A 19,146-nucleotide genomic window follows, 5' to 3' on the forward strand; every position below is an offset into this window, starting at 1 on the left:
GTCAACCTCTCAACCGTTGATACTGATGCGCAGCGACGCCGCGATCGCCAGTGGCGCGAAGATCAGGGCCAGCGCCAGCAGAGCGCCGAGAATCGCCAGATGCGCCAGCACGCCATCGCCGAAAATGGTTGCCTGAACGGCACCGGCACCGAAGATCAGCACCGGTATATACAGGGGCAATACCAGCAGCGACAGCAGTACGCCACCGCGAGAAAGCCCCACCGTCAGCGCCGCTCCGATGGCACCAATCAGACTGAGACTGGCACTGCCCAGTGCCAGTGAGGCGGCCAACACCAGATAGCTGCCTGCCGGCAGCGCCAGCATGAGTCCCAGCACCGGTGCCATCAACGCCAGGGGCAGACCGGTCAACAGCCAGTGCACCGCCACCTTGGCCAGGGCCAGCAGCGCAAGCGGCTGCGGTGTCAGCAACAGCTGCTCCAGCGAGCCGTCGTCGTAGTCGGCCCGAAACAGGCTGTCCAGCGACAGCAGGGCCGCCAGCAATGCTGCCACCCACAGCAGACCGGGAGCGATGGCCGCCAACAAGGCCGGATCGGGCGAGATGCCGATCGGAAACAGGGTGATCACGATGGCGAAGAAAACTAGCGGATTGAGCACCTCGCTACGCCGACGCAGCAGCAGCATCAAATCACGCTTGAGCGTTGCCCACACTGCGACAGCCAAACCGCCGCGAGGTTCCTCGCACGCCACCCGGACCTCCTTCGTCAGCGCCCCGTCAGTTGCCGGCATCGAGCCCTCCCCCACCCAGGCGGATGCGTCGCAGCTCGGCGCAGGGCGTGAGTTCGTGATGGGTCGTGACCAGTACGCAGCCGCCCGCCCGGGCATGCTCGATCAGTCGCCGTTCCAGCGCCGCGACACCGTCGCGATCGATCGCGGTGAAGGGTTCGTCGAGCACCCATAGCGGGCGCGGCGCAAGCACGAGACGCGCCAATGCCACACGGCGCTGCTGGCCGGCGGAGAGCTGGCCGGCCGGCACATCCTCGAAGCCGGCCAGACCCACCTCTTCCAGTGCGGAGAAGCAAGCCGCCTCGCCTCCACGCTGACCGGCCAGCGCCTGGTACCAAGCCAGGTTCTCCAATGGCGTGAGCGCCGCCTTGACGCCCGGCGCATGTCCCAGGTAAAGCAGGTTCGACAGAAAGACCTCGCGGGCCTCGCGCATCGGTCGGCCATCCCAGAACAGCTCACCCTCGTAATCCGCCAGCTGACCGGAGAGAATCTTGAGCAGCGTTGTCTTGCCGCTGCCGTTGGGACCTTCCACGCGGACGATCTCGCCCGCCTGAATGTCCAGGTTCAACCCCTGGAACAGCCAGCGGTCGTCACGTTCGCAAGCCAGGTTTTGCCCTTGCAGACGCAGGCTCAACGGCACTCTCCGGGAAGGCTGAATTCGCCGCCGATGCTACACTGAAAGGCTTTTTGCCGCTAGCGATCCAGGTGCGTCACGGCGCCACCCTTGCCTCAGGTCAAGTCAGTCGAATGCGCTTGGAACTTGCCACTTACGAGACGGCTGATATGATGCTCTTACCTGTAAATTTCCACAGGGTCGATCAGAGGAGGGAAATGCCGTGTCCACGCCTTCCACGAAGTACCTGTACCGACGCCCGAATCACGCCATCGCCGAATCATGGGCCACCATCGAGCCCACCGATCTCATCGAGGTGCCTCTGCTCGGGGACGTCTCGGCGGGCCTGCCCATCGAGGCTTGCCCGACCGGCGGCGTCATCCGCGCCCCTTCCTGCATGGTGCGGCGCAACACCTATGCCCTGCGCGTCCGCGGCGATTCGATGATCGACTGCAACATCTTCGACGGCGACGTCATCATCATCGAGCGCCAGGAGAGTGCCGAGAACGGCGAAACCGCGGTCGTCCTCATCAACCAGCAGGAAGTCACGCTGAAGAAGCTTTATATCGAGAAGAACGGCGTCCGTTTGCAGCCGGCGAACGAAAGCATGCCGCCTATCTACCTCAAGAATAGCGATATCCAGGTCATCGGCATGGTAATGGGCGTGGTGCGCCAGCAGGGCCTTGAGCGCGAGCTGACCCACTGATGCGCTATCCTGTCCCCGACTTGCCCATCGGCACTTGGCGGGAGAGCCTCACCGAGGTGGAAAAGAGCCGCTTCATCGCCTGGCTCTGCCACGCCCCGGATGCGGCGGCCTTCGAGGCGGTACTGGCCGAGGCCCGACGCGCTCACCCCAATGCCAGTCATCATTGCAGTGCCTACATTGCCGGACCACCGGGCGAGCAGAACGCCATTGGTTTCTCCGACGACGGCGAGCCCGGCAGTACCGCCGGTCGCCCCATGTACCAAGTGTTGGAAGGGGCCGGACTGGGTCAGGTGGGTTGCGTGGTGACCCGCTATTTCGGCGGCACCAAGCTGGGTACCGGCGGCCTCGCCCGCGCCTATGCCCAAGCCGTGGCCCAAGGTCTGGAAACGCTGCCCCGACGCGAGGTGGTGGAACGCACTGCATTGCGGCTCGGGGTCGATTTCGCCGGCGAGGCCGAGGCCCGCGCCTGGCTCGAGAGCCGCGACATCCCCGTCGAGGCGGCCGACTATGCCAGTAATGGCGTCATCCTCACCGTCGGCTGGCCGCGCGACGCCGACGTCGACCTGTCATCGCTCGAGGCCAGACTGCGCGGGCGCCTCACGCGATGCCTTGATTAGGCTTTGATGCCACACAAGGCCACCTCATAGGAGCGATGTATGTGGTCGTCCATCAACTGCCGGGCTGCCCCGCCGTCACGCTCCAACGCCAGCCTGACCAGTTCGTCGTGCTGGGCATCCAGCACCCGCCGTACCTCGGGAGCCTCCGGGGCGAGGCGACGATAGCGGTCGAATTGATCGTGCAACTGCTCAATGAAACGCAGCAGCCAAATCGAGCCGCACGGGGCCACCAGGGTACGATGAAAACGTACATGCAGCCGCTCCCACTCCTCGCCCCGCCCGGCCATGTCGGCACGCTTCAATCGGTGGGCCGCGGCCAGGAGCTCGGATTCCCACTCCGCATCGCCCAGTAGAATGGCTCGCTCCAACGCCATGCCTTCGAGCTCCCGGCGCAGGCTTGCCACGTCTTCCAACTCACGCCGTTCCAGACGCGGCACACGAAAGCCCCGCTGATTCTCCTGAATCAACAGACCGTAGGCCGCCAGTCGATTGAGCGCTTCGCGCAGCGGACTCAGGCCGACATCGTAACGTTCACGGAGCGCACTGATCGCCACTTTTTCCCCTGCTTCGAAGCGACCATTGACCAGATCCTGGCGCAGGATGTCGTAGATACGGCTGGATGTCGTCATGCGCCCTTGGCGCTCCGGTAGCTCCATGCCCCCTCCTCGTCACGAATCGGCGAGCCACCACCAGGCAGCCAGCCGCAGTTGACGCCTTTTCCGGCGTAACTCTATTCTAGCCCCAATAATCGATTATTCGATAGTCTTTAGACAATGAGACGAACAAGCAGGTCTATTCAACCCATGCAGGATGCCCCCATGTCCCACCCCGCCCAAGCGCCTTACGCCGACCTGTTCTGGGCCTTCCTCCGCACCGGCCTGTTCGGCTTCGGCGGCGGCCCGGCGATGATTCCACTGGTACAACAGGAGGTGGTCAAGCGCCATGCCTGGCTCAGCGACGAGGAGTTCGTCGACATCCTGGCCATCGCCAATATGCTGCCCGGCCCCATTGCCACGAAGATGCCGGGCTACATCGGTTTTCGCATCGCCGGGGTGGCTGGCTGTCTCATCGCCGTGATCGCCGTGGTCCTGCCCATGATCGTGACGATGAACGCCCTACTGGCGATATTCAGCCACTATCGCGACGTGGCCTGGATCCATGGCATGGGGCAGGCCGTGGTGCCGGTGGTCATGGTCATGATGGGACAGCTGACGATGGACTTCTGGAACAAGTCGAGAATGGCTCTGGGTTGGGGAGTTAGCCTGGCCATGGCGATCGTGGCCGGCGCTCTGATTTATCTCGTGGGGATCCATCCCGGCGCGATTATCGGTGTATTGCTGTTCACTGCCCTGCTGCTGCGGCCGACGCACCGCCACGAACAGGCAACCCCATGATCTACTTTGAGCTGTTCCTGGCCTTCTTCATTCCCAACATTATCGGCTATGGCGGCGGCCCGGCCATCATTCCCCTCATCGAGGCGGAAGTCGTGGGCCGCTATGGCTGGATGAGCGCCCAGGAATTCGCCGAGACTCTCGCATTGGGCAACGCCTTGCCCAGCCCTATCGCCACCAAGATGGCCGGCTATGTCGGCTATGACGTGGCCGGCATCGCCGGCGCCCTGATCGCGGTGCTCGCCACCGTGTTGCCGTCGCTACTGCTGATGCTGGGCGCACTCGGGCTGCTCTATCGTCATCGCCACTCGCCGCGGGTCAAGCGCATGAGCCAGTGGGTGCGCCCCGTTATCGCCGTGATGATGGCCTGGCTGACATGGAGCTTCTTCAGCGAGGGGCTGGTCGGTGCCGGCCTGCTGCATACACTGTTGATAGGTGCGGCCTCAGCGATCGCCCTGCTGCGCTTCCGTCTGCATCCCGCTTTCGTGATACTGGCCGCGCTGGTCTATGGGGGGCTCTTCCTCGGTTGACTTGTGCACTCGGCATGCCCCCGGGCGATTCGTTACCACGCCTCACCCCATTCAAGGAATTCGAGATGCAGCACGATGCCCGTTATTATCCCAGCCCCTCCCGGAGAATGGCCACGTTCGGAGGTCGCGGCATGGTGGCCACTTCGCAGCCTCTCGGCGCACAGGTCGGCATACACATCCTACAGCAGGGCGGTAACGCCGTGGATGCGGCGATTGCCACGGCCGCGGCCCTGACGGTGGTAGAGCCGACTTCAAATGGCATTGGCAGTGATGCCTTTGCCATTGTCTGGATCGAGGAACAATTGCATGGGCTGAACGCCAGCGGCCCGTCCCCCCAGGCCGCCACCATAGAGGCCGTCAAGGCGCTGGGTCATGAGCGGATGCCCGACCATGGGGTGCTGCCGGTCACCGTGCCGGGCGCACCGGCGGCCTGGGCGACGCTGTCTCAGCGCTTTGGCAAGCTGCCCTTCGCTGACCTGCTGGCCCCCGCCATCGCCCTGGCGGAAGAAGGATTTCCGATATCCCCGGTCGTCAGCCAGATGTGGGAAGAGGCCTTCGATACTTATCGCCGCAGCCATGATCCAGCGCTGAAGCCCTGGTTCGATACCTTCGCCCCGAGTGGCCACGCCCCTCGCCCCGGCGAGCGCTGGGCCGCTCCCGATCATGCTCGTTCGCTTCGCACCATCGCCGATACTTGCGGCAGGGCATTCTATGAGGGCGAGCTGGCCGAACGCATCGACGCTTTCTTCCGCGAGCAAGGCGGCCTGCTTCGCCGTGAGGATCTGACGAAATTCGAGCCCGAGTGGGTCACGCCGATCAGCACGCGCTACCGCGGCCATGACATCTGGGAGATCCCGCCCAACGGCAGTGGGATGATCGCGCTGCAGGCGCTCGGCATGCTCGAACGCCTGGGGGCGGAGGGACGCGACCCGGTGGAAACCCTACATCGACGTATCGAGGCCACCAAGCTCGCCTATGTCGATGGGCTGCGCTACATCACCGAGCACAAGGCCATGGGCATCAGCGTGGAGCAACTGCTGGATGATGCCTATCTGCATACCCGCGCCGGCTTGGTCGGAGAGCGCGCGTTGAACCCGCAGCACGGCGATCCGGTCATGGGCGGCACCGTCTATCTCGCCACCGCCGATAGCGATGGCAACATGGTGTCATTCATACAAAGCAACTATATGGGCTTCGGCTCGGGCATCGTGGTGCCGGGTACCGGCATCAGCATGCAGAACCGCGGCCGGTCGTTCTCGCTTGACCCCGAGCATGCCAATGCCTTGACGCCCTGCAAGCGCACCTACCATACCATCATTCCCGGCTTTATCACTTTGCGGGATCGTGCGGTCGGTCCTTTCGGCGTCATGGGCGGGTTCATGCAGCCACAAGGGCACGTCCAGGTCATCACCGCACTGCTCGACGACCATCTCAATCCGCAGGCGGCGCTGGATATGCCACGCTGGAAGTGGACCGGAGGCAAAAGAATCGAGGTCGAGCCGCACTTCCCGGATCATCTCGCCCAGGCGCTAGCCCGGCGCGGTCACGACATCGCCAAGGCCAGCGACTCGATCAGCTTCGGCCGCGGCCAAGTGATCCTGCGCAATGGCGATACGGGGGTCATGTGCGGCGGCACCGAATCGCGCACCGACGGCGCCGTACTGCCCTGGTAGTCGCAGTTGACGAACGTGCCGAGCATCATGAGGCCACGACACGAGCCGGCTGCGAAAGACGTAAAACACTCACCAGCAACGCGGCCAGTGCCACTGCGGCAGCCAACCACAAGGCCAGCGACACGCTGCCAAAGGGCAACGCCATGATCAGCGCCACCATGGCGGAACCTTGACATTGGCCAAAGGTACGTAGCGATGCCAACACGCCGGAAGCACTGGCACTCAGCGCCAGCGGAGCGTAGCCGATGATTTCACGATTGTTAGGCGCCTGGAAGAATCCGTAGCCAAGGCCACACAGCAAGGAAGGAAGAAGCAGGTAGGCAGCCGATCCGGCGGAGCTTAGCCAAGCCAAGCCCGCCATGCCGATAACGAAGAGCACAAGGCCACCTGCCGACAACAGAGCGGGGTCGTACTTGTCGGCCAAGCGCCCCGCCAACGGTCCCGAAATCAACAAGGCCATTGGCCACGGCGTGAAGAGCAGCGCCGCCTGCAACGGCGACGCATTCATCAAGGTCTGGTAAAGGAACGGCAGGGCGACGAAGGCCGCTCCCTGCGCAATGAACGCCAGCACGGTGACCACCGAGGCCGAAGTAAAGCGAGGCTCGGCAAAGAGAGAAAGGGGAACCAGAGGAGCGGGTGCCCGCCCCTGCCGCCACACGAACGCAGCGAAAGCAAGCAGGCTCAGGACGGCCAACCCGATGATCAGGGTATGGCTTTGACCATGCCCAAGGCGCTCCATGGCCAACAGGAAGCCTGACATCATCAGCATGGAAAGCAGCGCCCCTGGCCAATCGAACCCCGTACGCCGCCAAGACTCATAGGGTAGCGATCGCCAAGCCAGCCAGATCGCCACCAGTCCCACAGGCACGTTGAGCGCGAAGATCCAGTGCCAGCTGGCCATGGACAGAACCACACCCCCCAAGGACGGGCCGGAAGCCAGGCCGAAGGCAACGACCAGAGCGTTCAGACCGATGGCGTGGCCCAACAGTCGATGCGGGAAAATCTTCCTATAAAGCGAGGGGCCAAGACTCAGGATCGCCGCTCCTCCCAGCCCCTGCACAACCCGCCAGAACAGTAGCCAACCAAGCCCCATCGCGAGCGAAGCTCCTAGCGCACCCAGCGTGTACAGCACCAGTCCGCACGAAAAGACCCGCCACTGACCCATGAGATGACTGAGCGCCGCGAAAGAGAGCAGCGATGCCGCGCAGACCAACTGATAACTTGTCGCGACCCACACCGCCCGAGATTCAGAAACTTCCAGCGCTGTCGCCAAGGTCGGCAGGGCAATATTCACGAGCCCCAGGTCGAGAACTACCATCAAAGTGGCCAGCATAACCACCAGCGTCGCCGACCGGCGCTGCAGCCCGACCATCCCCAGCGCCCCGTCCCCGGGACGCTCCTCGAAAAGTTGTTTCAGCACGGAGAGGCATCTCCGATGAAGCGGAGCAACGCCCGAACCGTCCCGGCCATTACAGACATGGCAGCTTCCTCAACAAGCAATCTTCCGTAACGCATCGGATCGCTGACGCACCAGCTCCAGCCCTGACGTGTCTGCACATGCGAAGCGCTATGGTATACCAAAGACAATCGCATGCCTACACGGACTGCAGGCTTGGCGCTTCCTCGGGCATCCTTAAAAATCGAGCCGCCTCGTGAGAGGGCAGGCTGCCGCCGAAATCTTGGTTCGCCAATACCTCAAGAGCCTCTGTATCGCCCTGGAGGCGCATTCCCCTGGATCAATGAAGTCTTGACAGCCCAGGAGAGCGCACACTAGTCTGACTCACATGGTTCTTGGTATACCATGAGCCATAACGGAGACAGGGCAAATACAAAAAGACAAAAGTCGCCTGCCTGCTCCCGATTCCTTTGGCTGACAACCGTAAAACCATGCCGCGCCTCGAAGCGTGCCGGCAACCAAGGAGATCTCCCCATGGCACAGTTGATGAACCGCGATGAATTCCGTACCGCCCTGGAAGACGCCATCAAGGGCAAGAGCGCCAACAAGGCCCCGTTCAGCGTGGCTTGGGCCAGCGGCAAGCTGTCTCGCGATCACCTCGCCCGCTGGGCCGAGAACCACTACCACTACGTCGGCCCGTTCGCCGACTACCTGGCGTACATCTACGCCAACACACCGGACACCTACACCGAGGCCAAGGATTTCCTGCTGCAGAACATGTACGAGGAAGAGCTTGGCGGCGATCGCCATACCGATCTGCTGATCCGCTTCGCCGAGGCCTGCGGCACCACGCGTGAGCGCGTAGAAAACCCCGACAACATGTCACCGACCACTCGTGGCCTGCAAAGCTGGTGCTATGCCGTGGCCATGCGCGAGCACCCGGTGGTCGCCGTGGCGGCGCTGGTGGTCGGCCTGGAGTCCCAGGTGCCCTCGATCTACCGCAAGCAGACCCCGACCCTGCGCGAGAAGTACGGCTTCACCGATGAAGAGGTCGAATTCTTCGACCTGCACATCGTCTCCGACGAGATCCACGGCGAGCGCGGCTATCAGATCGTGCTGGAGCACGCCGACACCGTCGAGCTGCAGCAGCGCTGCCTGAAGATCTGCGAGATCGGCGCCCAGATGCGGCTGCTCTACACCACCGCGCTGTACTACGACTACGTCGCCGGCGACCTGCCCCTCACCGAGCTCGACATGGCGGCCTGAGCGAGGCCCTGCCTCACCCGCCCCGCGCTTTCGCGTCTGCCGGCCCGGCGCCGGCAGATGCCCATCGCGCGACACGGGCCATGACGAAGCCAGCGACGACAGCCAGTGACGACAAGAGGTAAGCGTCTTGGATAACGCAACCCAGTTTCTCAACTACATCGACGGCCAGTGGGTCGCCAGCGGCTCGGGGAACACCTTCGAGAACCGCAACCCCGCCGACCAGGACGACCTGCTCGGCCTGTTCCAGGCCAGCACCGTAGAGGACGCGCGCCGGGCCATCGCGGCGGCCGACCGCGCCTTCGCCGAGTGGCGGGCCACGCCGATCTCGCAGCGCGCCAGGCTCCTCAATCGCGCCGCCGACTATCTGATGGAGAATGTCGAGCAGTTCGCCCGGGAGCTGACCCGCGAGGAAGGAAAGCTGCTGGCCAACAGCCGCGACGAGATAGCCCGCTCCGCCCAGACCCTGCGCTTCTACGCGGTGGAAGGCCAGACCATCACCGGCGAGACCTTCCCCCAGGACGATGCCAGGATGACGGTCTATACCCAGCGCGAACCGCTCGGCGTGGCGACCATCATCACGCCGTGGAACTTCCCGATCTCGATCCCGGCACGCAAGATCGCCCCAGCGCTGATCACCGGCAACACCGTGGTCTTCAAGCCCTCTTCCGATGCCCCGCTGATCGGTTACCGCCTGGCCGAAGCCCTGCATCATGCCGGCGTACCGACCGGAGTCTTCAACTTCATCACCGGCGCCGCTTCGGCGATCGGCGAGGAGATCACCGCCAACCCGGTGGTCAAGGCGATCTCCTTCACCGGCTCCACCGCCGCCGGCGAGCGCATCCACCGCGCCGCGGCCATGGCCACCCGCACCCAGATGGAGCTCGGCGGAAAGAACCCGCTGATCGTGCTGGAAGATGCCGACATCGACACCGCGGTCGACCTGACCGTGAAGGGCGGTTTCTCGCTCACCGGGCAAGCCTGCACCGGCACCAGCCGGGTGCTGATCGCGCGCTCGTGCAAGGAGGCGTATCTCGCCCGCCTGGTGGAAAAGGTCAAGACGCTGAAGATCGGCAACGGCATGACCGAGGGCACCCAGATCGGTCCGCTGGCGACCCGTCAGCAGCTTGACACCGTGCTCGGCTACATCGAGACGGGCAGAAAGGAAGCCACCCACGTCCACGGCGGCGAGCACCTCGCCGAAGGCGACTACGCCAAGGGCTTCTACGTCACACCGGCGATCTTCAGCGACGTGACCCAGGAGATGCGCATCGCCCGCGAGGAGATCTTCGGCCCGGTCGTGGCGGTGATCGAGATCGACGATTACGAGGACGCCATCGCCAAGGCCAACGATACGCCCTATGGGCTCTCCGCCGCCTTGGTGACGAAGAACTTCGATTATATCCAGCGCTTCCCGCTCGATATCCAGGCCGGCACGGTGAAGATCAACCGCACCACCACCGGCAACCTGGTCAACGCCCCCTTCGGCGGACTGAAGCAATCGAGCACCTCGACTTTCCGTGAATCGGGGCGCGCCGGTCTGGACTTCTTCACCCAGAGCAAGACCGTCTACCTCGGCTGCTGACCCCTACAACGACAACCTGACGACAAGGTGATCCGATGAAACAGGTATTTCGACTGGAACTGGAAGAAGCCAAGCTGATGGTGGAAGCCGCCAAGCAGCGCTCCGAGGAGATCGGCGTGCTGGAAACCATCTGCGTGGTGGACGACGGCGGCTACCCGCTGGCCATGGAGCGCATGAACGGCGCTCGCGTCACCGGCCCGCAGATCGCCTGGAACAAGGCCTTCACCGCCGCCGGCCACAAGCGCTCGACCCACCTGTTCAACAGCGCTCCCAACGGCCCCGCCCTGCCGGGCAACGAAGCCTTCGGCATCCAGTGGAGCTTCGAGGGCAAGTTCGCCGTGTTCGTCGGCGGCTTCCCCATCGTGGTCGATGGCGAGGTGATCGGCGGCGTGGGCCTGAGCGGCGGCAACGGCGAGCAGGACACCCAGGCTGGCCTCGCCGCGCTAAAGGCCCTTCAGGACCATCTGCGCGAGTCGGGCCATGAGGTGATGGTCGAGGCCGACATCAAGAAGTGAGCCCTACGGCTCCGACGATAGCGTCGGCAAGCGGCCATGCCTCTTGCCGACCCCTGACGAACGGCCAAGCGCCGACACCCGGCAGACAACGATAAGACTGCCTGACACGGGTGCGCTCGAGGAGGCTGCCATGAGCTACCGTATTACTCTCTCCGAATCCTCCGACTCCTTCGAAACCCAGCCGGGAGAGCCGCTGCTCGAGGCCGCCGAGCGCGCGGGCTTTCCGCTCGTGCACGACTGCCGCTTCGGTGGTTGCGGCGCCTGCCGCGTCAAGCTGCTGGAGGGCCGCGTCGAATACGAGGAGTTTCCCTTCGGACTGACCGAGGAGGAAGCCGGGGAAGGCTACGCCCTGGCCTGTCAGGCCCGGGCCTGCAGCGACCTGACCATCAGCGCCAGCCTGCTGCCGGAAGGGCACGTGCCCGCCGATTTCCATGTCGCCACCATCGAGCGGTTGGACAAGCTTAGCCACGACGTGACCCACCTGGTGCTGCGGATTCCCACGGCGAGCGAGGTGCTGTTCCATCCGGGCCAGTACCTCAACGTGATGCTCGACGACGGCAGTCCGCGCAGCTTCTCGATGGCCTCGCCACCCAACGGCGAGCTGTTCGACCTGCATATACGCCGCGTTCCGGGCGGCTATTTCACCGGCCGCCTCGAAACCCACTACCAGCCCGGCGACACCCTGGACGTGGAGCTGCCGCTGGGCGCCTTCCGCCACGACGCCACGAGCCCCCGCGAGTTGCTGATGGTGGCCGGCGGCACGGGCCTGGCGCCGATCAAGAGCATCATCGAATCGCTCAAGGACGATCCGCTACGCCCCGGCATCGCCCTCTACTGGGGCGTGCGTCGCGCCGAGGATCTCTACCTGGACGAGCAGCTGCGCCACTGGGCACGCACGCTGCCCGACTTCCGCTACGTGCCGGTGCTCTCTGAGCCCGACCCGCAGTGGGGCGGACGCCGTGGCTTCGTTCACCAAGCCGTATGCGAGGATCATGATGACCTTTCGGCCTTCGACGCCTACCTGTGCGGCCCGCCGCCGATGATCGCCGCCGCCAAGACGAGCTTTTCCCAGCGCGGCCTCGACGTCGAACGGATCTTTGCCGACAGCTTCAACTTCACTCATGAGCTCGACGGCAGCGTGGCCTGAGGCATCACCCTATCTAGCGAGGTAATCGACATGCCGGATATCACTTTCCTTACCAACGACGGCAAGGTCGTCAGCGCTCCCGAGGACGCCAACCTGTTGCGCGTATCGCTGCGCGAAAAGGGCGGCATTCCGTTCAAGTGCGGTGGCGGCCTGTGCGGTACCTGCAAGTGCCTCATCGAGGAGGGCCGTGAGAACACCGACGCGGTGAAGAAAAAAGAAGAGAAACTGCTCTCCGCCGAGGAACTCGAACAGGGCTACCGACTGGCCTGCCAGACCTTCCTCAAGGGCGACGTCAAGGTCTCCTGGGAGGAGGCTCTCAAGGGCGCCACTACCGGTGCGCGCCAGGTTAGCCCCAAGGCAGAGGCATGAGGCAAGCGATGACGAATAAGCCTAGGACTCGAGTGGGACTCATCGGCTACGGCACGGCGGGCAAGGACGTCGTCGAGGCCATCCTCGCCAACCAGGCGGGCGATACCCGCCTGGTGTCCGTGCTGGTGCGCGACGCCGGCAAGTACACCGGCATTTCCCTGGAAGGCTGCCAGATCACCGACAGCGAAGAAGCCTTCTTCACCAGCCGCCCCGACGTGGTGGTCGAGACTGCGGGGCATGACGCCGTGATCCACTACGCCGAGAAGTCGCTCGTCAACGGCAGCGATTTCATGGTGGTTTCCGTCGGCGCCTTCTGCGACCAGGCGCTGCATGACCGGGTGCTGGAGAGCGCCAGCCGGCATGGTAGGCGAGTACTGGTGCCCTCGGCAGCGATCGCCGGACTCGACCGCATCGCTGCCGCCGCCCAGGGCCCGCTGGAGCGGGTCACGCTGACCACTCGCAAGCCGGTGAAAGCCTGGCGCGGCACCTTTGCCGAAGAGGTGGTCGATCTCGACACGGTGACGCAACCGACGGTGATCTTCGAGGGCAACGCCCGCGAGTCGTCGCGTGTATTTCCCGAGAGCGTCAACGTCTCGGCAGCGCTGAGCCTGGCCGGTGTGGGATTCGAGGCCACCGAGGTGCGCGTACTGGTCGACCCCACCATCGACAAGAACGTGCACGAAGTTTCCGCCAAGGGCCTGTTCGGTGAGGTTCGCATCGAGGTGCAGAACACACCGTCGCCGAACAATCCCAAGACCGGCTACATCGTCGCCATGAGTGTTGCCCGGGCGCTGAGGAACCTCACCGCCCCGCTCGTCATCGGCTAGCCTCACGGGGCGGAGCCAGGCCCCGACCCGGAGGCCAAGCAGAGAAAATCGATCACACTCTCATGCTCAAGGAGCTCGACAAGATGGGAAAAGCCTATTGGGTCTCTTGCTATCGTGAAATAAAAGATACCGAGAAGTATGCCAGCTACATAAAGCTTGCAGTCCCCGCCATCACCGCTGGCGGCGGCATCTTCCTGGCGCGTGATGTGGCCGCTTTTGCCTATGAGTACGGCCGAAAGGATCGCACCATCATCATCGAGTTTCCGGATATCGATAGCGCACGCGCGACACACGATGGGAAGGCTTACGGGGCCGCGCTGGAGGCTCTCGGCGATGGCGCGGTCAGGGATATCCGTCTCGTCGAAGGAGCTTAAACGAGGAGAACCGAGCCGACGCCTTGCCATCCATCAAACGGAAAACGCGAACCGGGCGCCTCCCAGCGCCCGGTTCGCGTGTAGGGAATGCTCGGCTAGACTTGGGAGCGATTGATATAGGCCTTGCGCGACTTCTCCAGATGGATACGCGTGAAGCTCTCTGCCAGATCCTCTTCGCCGCCACGGATGGCGCCGAGGATATCCTGGTGCTCACGCAGCGCCTCCTTGGTGCGCCCTGGCAAGGCGGTGCTGAGATTGGAGAAGGCACGCACGTAATCCTTGAGGTCGACCAGCATTTCGTGGAGCTTGGGATTGCCGGCGGCGCGACCGATCAGGTCGTTGTACTTGATATTGAGTTCTACTGCATCGTCGCCGCCGTCCTGCAGGGCCTCGTCCATCTCGGCAATGAGCTGATCGATCTCGGCGGCGATCTCGTCATTGACCTTCTGCGCCGCCAAGCGCGCGGCTAGCGACTCCAACGAGGCCAGGATCATGAACACTTCGAGAATCTCGGCCTGAGTGATCTCATTGACCACGACTCCCTTGCGCGGCACCGTGCGCACGAAGCGCTGGGTCTCGAGGCGAAACAACGCCTCGCGGATCGGTGTGCGGCTGATATTGAGCTTTTCGGCCAGCACCCGCTCGACCAGACGGTCGCCCGCCTTGTACTCCCCGCGCAGAATGGCGTCCTTGAGATAGGCGTATACCTTGTCGCGGATCGGGGAGAGGTCTTCCTGGGTCCAGATCTCGGCCATTCGGGCTACCTTCGGCTGTCGCGAGGCTGTAGAAATCAAGCCGACATCTTACCATAAGAGGCCTCCAACGGCATCTGGTACACGGTGAGCCAGACGGTCAAACGCATCCCTTGTCGATGAACACGGGGCCAGGCCCCCGCAGGAAAGGCTCAGTGCAACTGAGCCCTCTCCAGGCGCGCATCGATGGAGCCGAACGCGACCAGTTGTTCCAGCTCGGCCCGCGCCGCCTCCACCGTGTCGAAACGCTCGAAGAACTTCAGCGGCACACTGTTGGTCTTGCCGCCTTCACCGGCCTCGACGATGCTGACCCGTCCCTCGTCGCCGGAAACCACGGCAATGGTGAAGTTGGCCTTTTTCTTGCCGTAAAAGAAGTATTCGTAGGATTCCACGGGGGCGATGCCTTGACCCGGCCTGGCGTCGTACTCGCCTAGCTTGCTTGTCAGTATGATGTACATCTCGCTGCCCTCTTGTTAGTTCATGCTTGTCGTACCGGATGCTCGCATGCTTGTGTTATCGAGACGCCAGTTGCGTGACATCTCGTTCCGGCGGGCCTAAACGGCGAATTCGCCTTCGCCGTGCGTGACGCGGTCCTGTACGGACTCGGCCAATACTGTGCGCACCGCCTGTGACAATTCGTCCAGCGCCTCTTCGACGATCGCCATGCCGATGGCATGGCTCGCCCGGGTGGCATCGCCGATGCAGCCGTTCCGCGTCATCTCCTCGTAACGGTAGAAGCCCTGCAGCGGCTTGCCCGGACGCATTCCCTCCCAGCGACCGCCCTCGACGATATCGCCCTTCTCCAGCCGCTCGGGACGCACCAGATGAGGGGCGAGATAATAGGCCTCGGACACTTCACGCTCGCAGCTGTGACCGTACAGGGAAGAGGAGATGTGCTCCTTCATGGCCTGCTTGGCCGAGGCGGTGGTCTTGGCGTAGTAGCAATCCACGCCCAACTCCTGGGAAAAGGTGGCGCAGGCCAAACCGAGCGTGGCCTGGTTGCCGCCGTGGCTATTAAGGAACAGGATTTTGTCGATTCCATGGCGCTGCAGTGAGACCACCATATCTCTCAATATGGCCAGCAGGGTTTCAGGGCGTAGGCTGATGGTGCCGGGAAAATTTAGATGATGCGGCGACACGCCCATGTTCACTGTGGGTGTCACCAGGACCTGCGGATGCAGCCTGGCCGCCAGCCGCTTGGCCATCTCCGTGGCCAGTACCGCATCGCAGCTCTCGTTCATATGCGGCCCGTGCTGCTCGTGGGCGCCGACCGGAACGATGGCCATCTTGACGGTACTGAGCGCATCCTTTACCTCGGGCCAGGTCATCTCCGTCAGGATATAGCTTTGCATTTCGCCTCCTCGCGACGCTGCGAACGTTCGCTCGCAGGCAAGTCGTGTCATGCCCTCTTGGTATACCGTAAACCTAGCTGACTTTCGAATCGCTTGTAAAGTCCAACCTGAGCCAAGCGACTTCCCTCCGGCAATTTATGCGACACAAAGGGCTAGTGGAGCTCCGCAGCGCTCCCTGACATGAACATGAATACGATCACAAGACTCGTCGGGACGGTCTGCCGCACGCCTTGGTGCAAAAGCTTCCCCGTTTTTGTTGGAATTTGGTATACCGATCTTGACGCCCTCGAAGGAACCAACCTACTCTAAGAAAATAATCGATTTTCTATGAAAGAAAATACGAAATAGGTCAATAAGGCTTATCTAATTTCTACAAGGAATGCAAACCATGGCTTCATCCCGGCAGGGCAAGCTTTTTTTCTCTTTCCTGCGTATCGGCCTGCTCGGGTTCGGTGGCGGCCCCTCGATGATCCCTCTGGTGCATCAAGAGGTGGTAAAACGTCATGGATGGCTCGAAGACGAAGAATTCGCCGATATCCTAGCTATTGCCAACACGTTGCCCGGCCCCATTGCCACGAAGATGCCCGGTTACATCGGCTACCGTGTCGGGGGCCCGCTCGGCTGCGCGAATGCCCTTCTTGCAGGGATCCTGCCGATGATCGTGGCGATGATCCTGTTGCTAGGGCTTTTCAGTCGCTATCGCGACGTGAGCTGGATTCACGGCATGGGGCAGGGCGTGGTCCCGGTCGTCATGGTGATGATGGCCCAGCTCACCTGGGATTTCGTGAACAAGTCGCGCCACGCACTGGGCTGGGTGGTCAGCCTGCTCATGGCCGGTGTGGCGGGCGGACTGATCTATGGGCTTGGTCTTCATCCCGGCCTGGTGATCGGCGCCTTGCTGGTAGCTGCTTTGCTGCCTCCGCTGACAAAAGGCAAGGCGGCCGAGGGGACGGCTCAATGATTTACACACAGCTCTTCCTCGCCTTCTTCATACCCAACATCGTCGGCTACGGTGGCGGGCCGGCGATCATCCCCTTGATCGAAGCAGAGGTAGTGAGCCACTACGGTTGGATGAATGCTCAGCAATTCGCTGAAGTACTCGGTCTAGGCAATGCCCTGCCAAGCCCAATCGCCACCAAGATGGCCGGCTATGTCGGTTACGAAGTGGCGGGAGCCGGCGGTGCTGCAGTAGCCGTCTTCGCCACCGTCATGCCCTCCCTGCTGCTGATGCTGGGCGCCCTGGGGTTGCTCTATCGCCATCGCGACTCGCCCCGGGTAAAACGCATGAGCCAGTGGGTACGCCCCGTCATCGCCATGCTGATGGCCGGACTGGTAGTGAATTTCCTCTCCGAGGGGCTGGCCGGGGCCGGGCTCCTGCATACTCTGCTGATCGCGGCAGCAGCAGCGATCGCCCTGTTCCACTTCAGAGCGCACCCCGCCCTCGTGGTTGCCGGCGCGCTGACCTATGGCGGCTTGCTGCTGGGCTAGCGGCCGCTCACGACTCCTACTGGAAAGCCGACTGCAACAGGAGATCCGCATGCGACGACCTCCAACGTGACGCCCCCATGCACGAAAGACGCCAGCACCGCTTTCGTGACATGCAAGGCAGAACATAACCGTGGCAATGCAGCAACCGACAACTACAAGCACTCGATGGTTCGCCCGACAGGCATCGGCGCTGCCATCCCCAAGCCTGACGACACGACAAGGTGCAAAATGGAACAATTCGAACAGGTACAACTTACCGCTTCGCACTGGGTCTTCCTACTTGTGATCCTGGCGATCTTTCTTTCCATCGGCTTCCGCAAGGGGGTTATCATCCCTTCCGTCGCCGGTATTTTTATGCTGGGTCTGCTGGCCGAAGCACCGCATGACGGCGCATTAAACCAGTTAATCTTTGCCGTTCAGGTCGTCTTTCGCGCACTGCTCAATGCCGGAACCGAATTGTTCGACATCATGCTGGTCATTGCCCTGATGGTGGCCATGTTGAAGTCGCTACAGAGCCAGGGCGCGGATCGCCTCATGGTAGCACCGATGAAGAAATTGATGATCGGCCCCTGGACCGCCTTCTTCGCGCTTGGTATTACCATGTACATTGCTGCGGCCTTCTTTTGGCCTACTCCGGCGGTTGCTCTGGTCGGCACCGTACTCATTCCGGTCGCCATGCAGGTAGGACTACCGGCAATGGGCGCCGCCATGGCGGTCAATCTCTTTGGCCATGGCATGGCACTTTCCGCCGACCCGGTGATTCAGGGCGCCAGTCGCCTGACGGCTGGCGCCGCCGGGATCGAGACCACGACGCTCATTCCCTATACGCTACTGTTCTCCTGCACGGTCGGGATCGTGGCCATTGCCATCGCCTGCTACCGCATACGTCGCGATATGCGTTCTGGCGTCCTGACAGCACCGCAGTCCGACGAGGTATTCGCCAAGGAACCCTCCAAATCGGTCGGAGCGGCTGTCGTTCAACCAATGACACGATGTGAAGAAGCCGATACCAGTCGCTATGCGCGTCTTTTCGCCGTGGCCGTTCCGGTTATCCTAATAGGCATCGCCGCCCTGATGATCTACCGTGCTCTGTTCCTGCCCGAACAAGCCATTCGCGGTGGTGGCGCCACAGCATTGCTGGGAGGCACGGCCACCGTGTTGCTGGTGCTTTCCTCGTTCGCCTCACATGGGCATCACGCTCTGGATGGGATCAGCAGCTATACGCGCGAAGGGTTTTTCTTCGCCATCAAGATTTTTGCTCCCATCATTCCCATCGCCGGCTTCTTTTTCCTGGGCCATCCCGAGCACGCAGAGGTGGTCATCGGTGCGGGAGCGGCCGGTTATCTATTCGATATTGGTCACAACATTGGACATTATATCGATGGCAACGTTTTCCTGCTGACGTTCGGCATGGCCTTTATCGGTCTGCTGTCGGGCATGGATGGCTCGGGGTTTTCCGGTTTACCCCTAGTGGGTTCTCTCTCAGGCGCGCTGGGCACCGGTGCGGGTGTCAATGTCCACGTACTGGCTGCCCTGGGCCAGGTAGCGGCAATCTTTGCCGGTGGCGGTACGCTGGCTGCCTGGGCTTTCGGCGTTGCAGCCGATGCCGGCATATCCGGCGTCAGCCCCTCTGCGCTGGTACGACGCAACTTCGTGCCGGTCATCTCCGGTATCGTCGTGGCATGCCTGATCGCGATTGTGCTGCTCTAGCCTTCTCGGCTTCGCGCCCCCTGGCCGATGGCCAGGGGGGCGTTTTCCGCAGCTGAAGAGAAAATCGAGGGTTGACGATATCGATTATATGGCA

General features: G+C 62.7%; 22 protein-coding genes. 15 read left to right on the forward strand and 7 right to left on the reverse strand.

Annotation, left to right across the window (positions count from 1 at the left end; all coding sequences use genetic code 11):
- Positions 1–9: 9 nt before the first annotated feature.
- Both ccmB and ccmA read right to left on the reverse strand, forming a co-directional pair.
- A complete protein-coding gene (gene ccmB / locus F0A17_RS12220) occupies positions 10–747 on the reverse strand; it encodes a heme exporter protein CcmB (RefSeq protein WP_149328607.1) in 738 nt (245 codons plus the stop codon).
- The gene (ccmA, locus tag F0A17_RS12225) at positions 734–1,378 is read right to left on the reverse strand and encodes a cytochrome c biogenesis heme-transporting ATPase CcmA (RefSeq protein WP_149328608.1); all 645 of its coding nucleotides are present in this window, start codon (positions 1,376–1,378) and stop codon (positions 734–736) included. The genes ccmB and ccmA overlap by 14 nt, the downstream gene beginning before the upstream one ends.
- Positions 1,379–1,580: 202 nt before the next feature.
- Here ccmA and F0A17_RS12230 point away from each other — a divergent pair, with 202 nt between their 5' ends.
- Both F0A17_RS12230 and F0A17_RS12235 read left to right on the forward strand, forming a co-directional pair.
- Positions 1,581–2,063, forward strand: coding sequence for a LexA family protein (locus F0A17_RS12230; protein WP_149328609.1), 483 nt, complete (start codon positions 1,581–1,583; stop codon positions 2,061–2,063).
- On the forward strand, positions 2,063–2,680 hold the full coding sequence (locus tag F0A17_RS12235) for an IMPACT family protein (RefSeq protein WP_149328610.1): 618 nt from the start codon (positions 2,063–2,065) through the stop codon (positions 2,678–2,680). The genes F0A17_RS12230 and F0A17_RS12235 overlap by 1 nt, the downstream gene beginning before the upstream one ends.
- Here F0A17_RS12235 and F0A17_RS12240 read toward each other — a convergent pair.
- Positions 2,677–3,336 (reverse strand): GntR family transcriptional regulator, encoded by a 660-nt coding sequence (locus tag F0A17_RS12240; RefSeq protein WP_149328611.1) that lies wholly within the window; start codon positions 3,334–3,336, stop codon positions 2,677–2,679. The two genes, F0A17_RS12235 and F0A17_RS12240, sit on opposite strands and share 4 nt — an antisense overlap.
- Positions 3,337–3,498: 162 nt before the next feature.
- On the opposite strand from F0A17_RS12240, the gene F0A17_RS12245 reads away from it, so the two are divergent.
- The 3 genes from F0A17_RS12245 (at position 3,499) to F0A17_RS12255 (ending at position 6,274) form a co-directional block, all read left to right on the forward strand.
- Positions 3,499–4,074 carry a chromate transporter gene (locus tag F0A17_RS12245; protein WP_149328612.1) on the forward strand — a complete coding sequence of 192 codons (576 nt, stop codon included), beginning with the start codon at positions 3,499–3,501 and terminating at the stop codon, positions 4,072–4,074.
- Positions 4,071–4,601 carry a chromate transporter gene (locus F0A17_RS12250; RefSeq protein ID WP_149328613.1) on the forward strand — a complete coding sequence of 177 codons (531 nt, stop codon included), beginning with the start codon at positions 4,071–4,073 and terminating at the stop codon, positions 4,599–4,601. The genes F0A17_RS12245 and F0A17_RS12250 overlap by 4 nt, the downstream gene beginning before the upstream one ends.
- A gap of 65 nt (positions 4,602–4,666) precedes the next feature.
- Positions 4,667–6,274: a gamma-glutamyltransferase family protein gene (locus F0A17_RS12255; RefSeq protein WP_149328614.1), complete on the forward strand. Its 1,608-nt coding sequence runs from the start codon at positions 4,667–4,669 to the stop codon at positions 6,272–6,274.
- 25 nt (positions 6,275–6,299) lie between these two features.
- Here F0A17_RS12255 and F0A17_RS12260 read toward each other — a convergent pair whose 3' ends face one another.
- A complete protein-coding gene (locus F0A17_RS12260; protein WP_228716901.1) occupies positions 6,300–7,694 on the reverse strand; it encodes an MFS transporter in 1,395 nt (464 codons plus the stop codon).
- A 510-nt stretch (positions 7,695–8,204) separates the two neighbouring features.
- Between F0A17_RS12260 and F0A17_RS12265 the strand changes: the two genes are divergently transcribed.
- The 7 genes from F0A17_RS12265 (at position 8,205) to F0A17_RS12295 (ending at position 13,750) form a co-directional block, all read left to right on the forward strand.
- Positions 8,205–8,936, forward strand: coding sequence for a TenA family transcriptional regulator (locus tag F0A17_RS12265; RefSeq protein WP_149328615.1), 732 nt, complete (start codon positions 8,205–8,207; stop codon positions 8,934–8,936).
- Between the two features lie 127 nt (positions 8,937–9,063).
- Positions 9,064–10,518, forward strand: coding sequence for an aldehyde dehydrogenase family protein (locus F0A17_RS12270; protein ID WP_149328616.1), 1,455 nt, complete (start codon positions 9,064–9,066; stop codon positions 10,516–10,518).
- Positions 10,519–10,553: 35 nt separating this feature from the next.
- Complete coding sequence (locus F0A17_RS12275; RefSeq protein WP_149328617.1) at positions 10,554–11,033, forward strand: GlcG/HbpS family heme-binding protein; 480 nt, start codon at positions 10,554–10,556, stop codon at positions 11,031–11,033.
- A gap of 130 nt (positions 11,034–11,163) precedes the next feature.
- The gene (locus F0A17_RS12280) at positions 11,164–12,180 is read left to right on the forward strand and encodes a 2Fe-2S iron-sulfur cluster-binding protein (protein ID WP_149328618.1); all 1,017 of its coding nucleotides are present in this window, start codon (positions 11,164–11,166) and stop codon (positions 12,178–12,180) included.
- Between the two features lie 30 nt (positions 12,181–12,210).
- Entirely contained in the window at positions 12,211–12,549 is a 339-nt protein-coding gene (locus F0A17_RS12285; RefSeq protein WP_149328619.1) for a 2Fe-2S iron-sulfur cluster-binding protein, read from the forward strand.
- Positions 12,550–12,557: 8 nt separating this feature from the next.
- Positions 12,558–13,376: an aspartate dehydrogenase gene (nadX, locus tag F0A17_RS12290; protein WP_149328620.1), complete on the forward strand. Its 819-nt coding sequence runs from the start codon at positions 12,558–12,560 to the stop codon at positions 13,374–13,376.
- Between the two features lie 62 nt (positions 13,377–13,438).
- On the forward strand, positions 13,439–13,750 hold the full coding sequence (locus tag F0A17_RS12295) for a DUF1330 domain-containing protein (RefSeq protein WP_228716902.1): 312 nt from the start codon (positions 13,439–13,441) through the stop codon (positions 13,748–13,750).
- Positions 13,751–13,845: 95 nt separating this feature from the next.
- Here the strand turns inward: F0A17_RS12295 and F0A17_RS12300 are convergent, their stop codons facing one another.
- The 3 genes from F0A17_RS12300 to F0A17_RS12310 form a co-directional block, all read right to left on the reverse strand.
- Positions 13,846–14,505 carry a GntR family transcriptional regulator gene (locus F0A17_RS12300; RefSeq protein ID WP_149328621.1) on the reverse strand — a complete coding sequence of 220 codons (660 nt, stop codon included), beginning with the start codon at positions 14,503–14,505 and terminating at the stop codon, positions 13,846–13,848.
- A 149-nt stretch (positions 14,506–14,654) separates the two neighbouring features.
- Positions 14,655–14,960 carry a ferredoxin gene (locus tag F0A17_RS12305; protein ID WP_149328622.1) on the reverse strand — a complete coding sequence of 102 codons (306 nt, stop codon included), beginning with the start codon at positions 14,958–14,960 and terminating at the stop codon, positions 14,655–14,657.
- A 96-nt stretch (positions 14,961–15,056) separates the two neighbouring features.
- Positions 15,057–15,854 (reverse strand): creatininase family protein, encoded by a 798-nt coding sequence (locus F0A17_RS12310; protein ID WP_149328623.1) that lies wholly within the window; start codon positions 15,852–15,854, stop codon positions 15,057–15,059.
- Between the two features lie 388 nt (positions 15,855–16,242).
- On the opposite strand from F0A17_RS12310, the gene F0A17_RS12315 reads away from it, so the two are divergent.
- The 3 genes from F0A17_RS12315 (at position 16,243) to F0A17_RS12325 (ending at position 19,052) form a co-directional block, all read left to right on the forward strand.
- Positions 16,243–16,815: a chromate transporter gene (locus F0A17_RS12315; protein WP_422670819.1), complete on the forward strand. Its 573-nt coding sequence runs from the start codon at positions 16,243–16,245 to the stop codon at positions 16,813–16,815.
- Complete coding sequence (locus tag F0A17_RS12320) at positions 16,812–17,342, forward strand: chromate transporter (protein ID WP_149328625.1); 531 nt, start codon at positions 16,812–16,814, stop codon at positions 17,340–17,342. Before F0A17_RS12315 ends, F0A17_RS12320 begins: the two co-directional genes overlap by 4 nt.
- A 228-nt stretch (positions 17,343–17,570) precedes the next feature.
- Entirely contained in the window at positions 17,571–19,052 is a 1,482-nt protein-coding gene (locus F0A17_RS12325) for a hypothetical protein (RefSeq protein WP_149328626.1), read from the forward strand.
- Positions 19,053–19,146: the final 94 nt, after the last annotated feature.

It is taken from the genome of Billgrantia pellis (genome assembly GCF_008297955.1).
In the GTDB taxonomy this organism is placed as follows: domain Bacteria; phylum Pseudomonadota; class Gammaproteobacteria; order Pseudomonadales; family Halomonadaceae; genus Halomonas; species Halomonas pellis.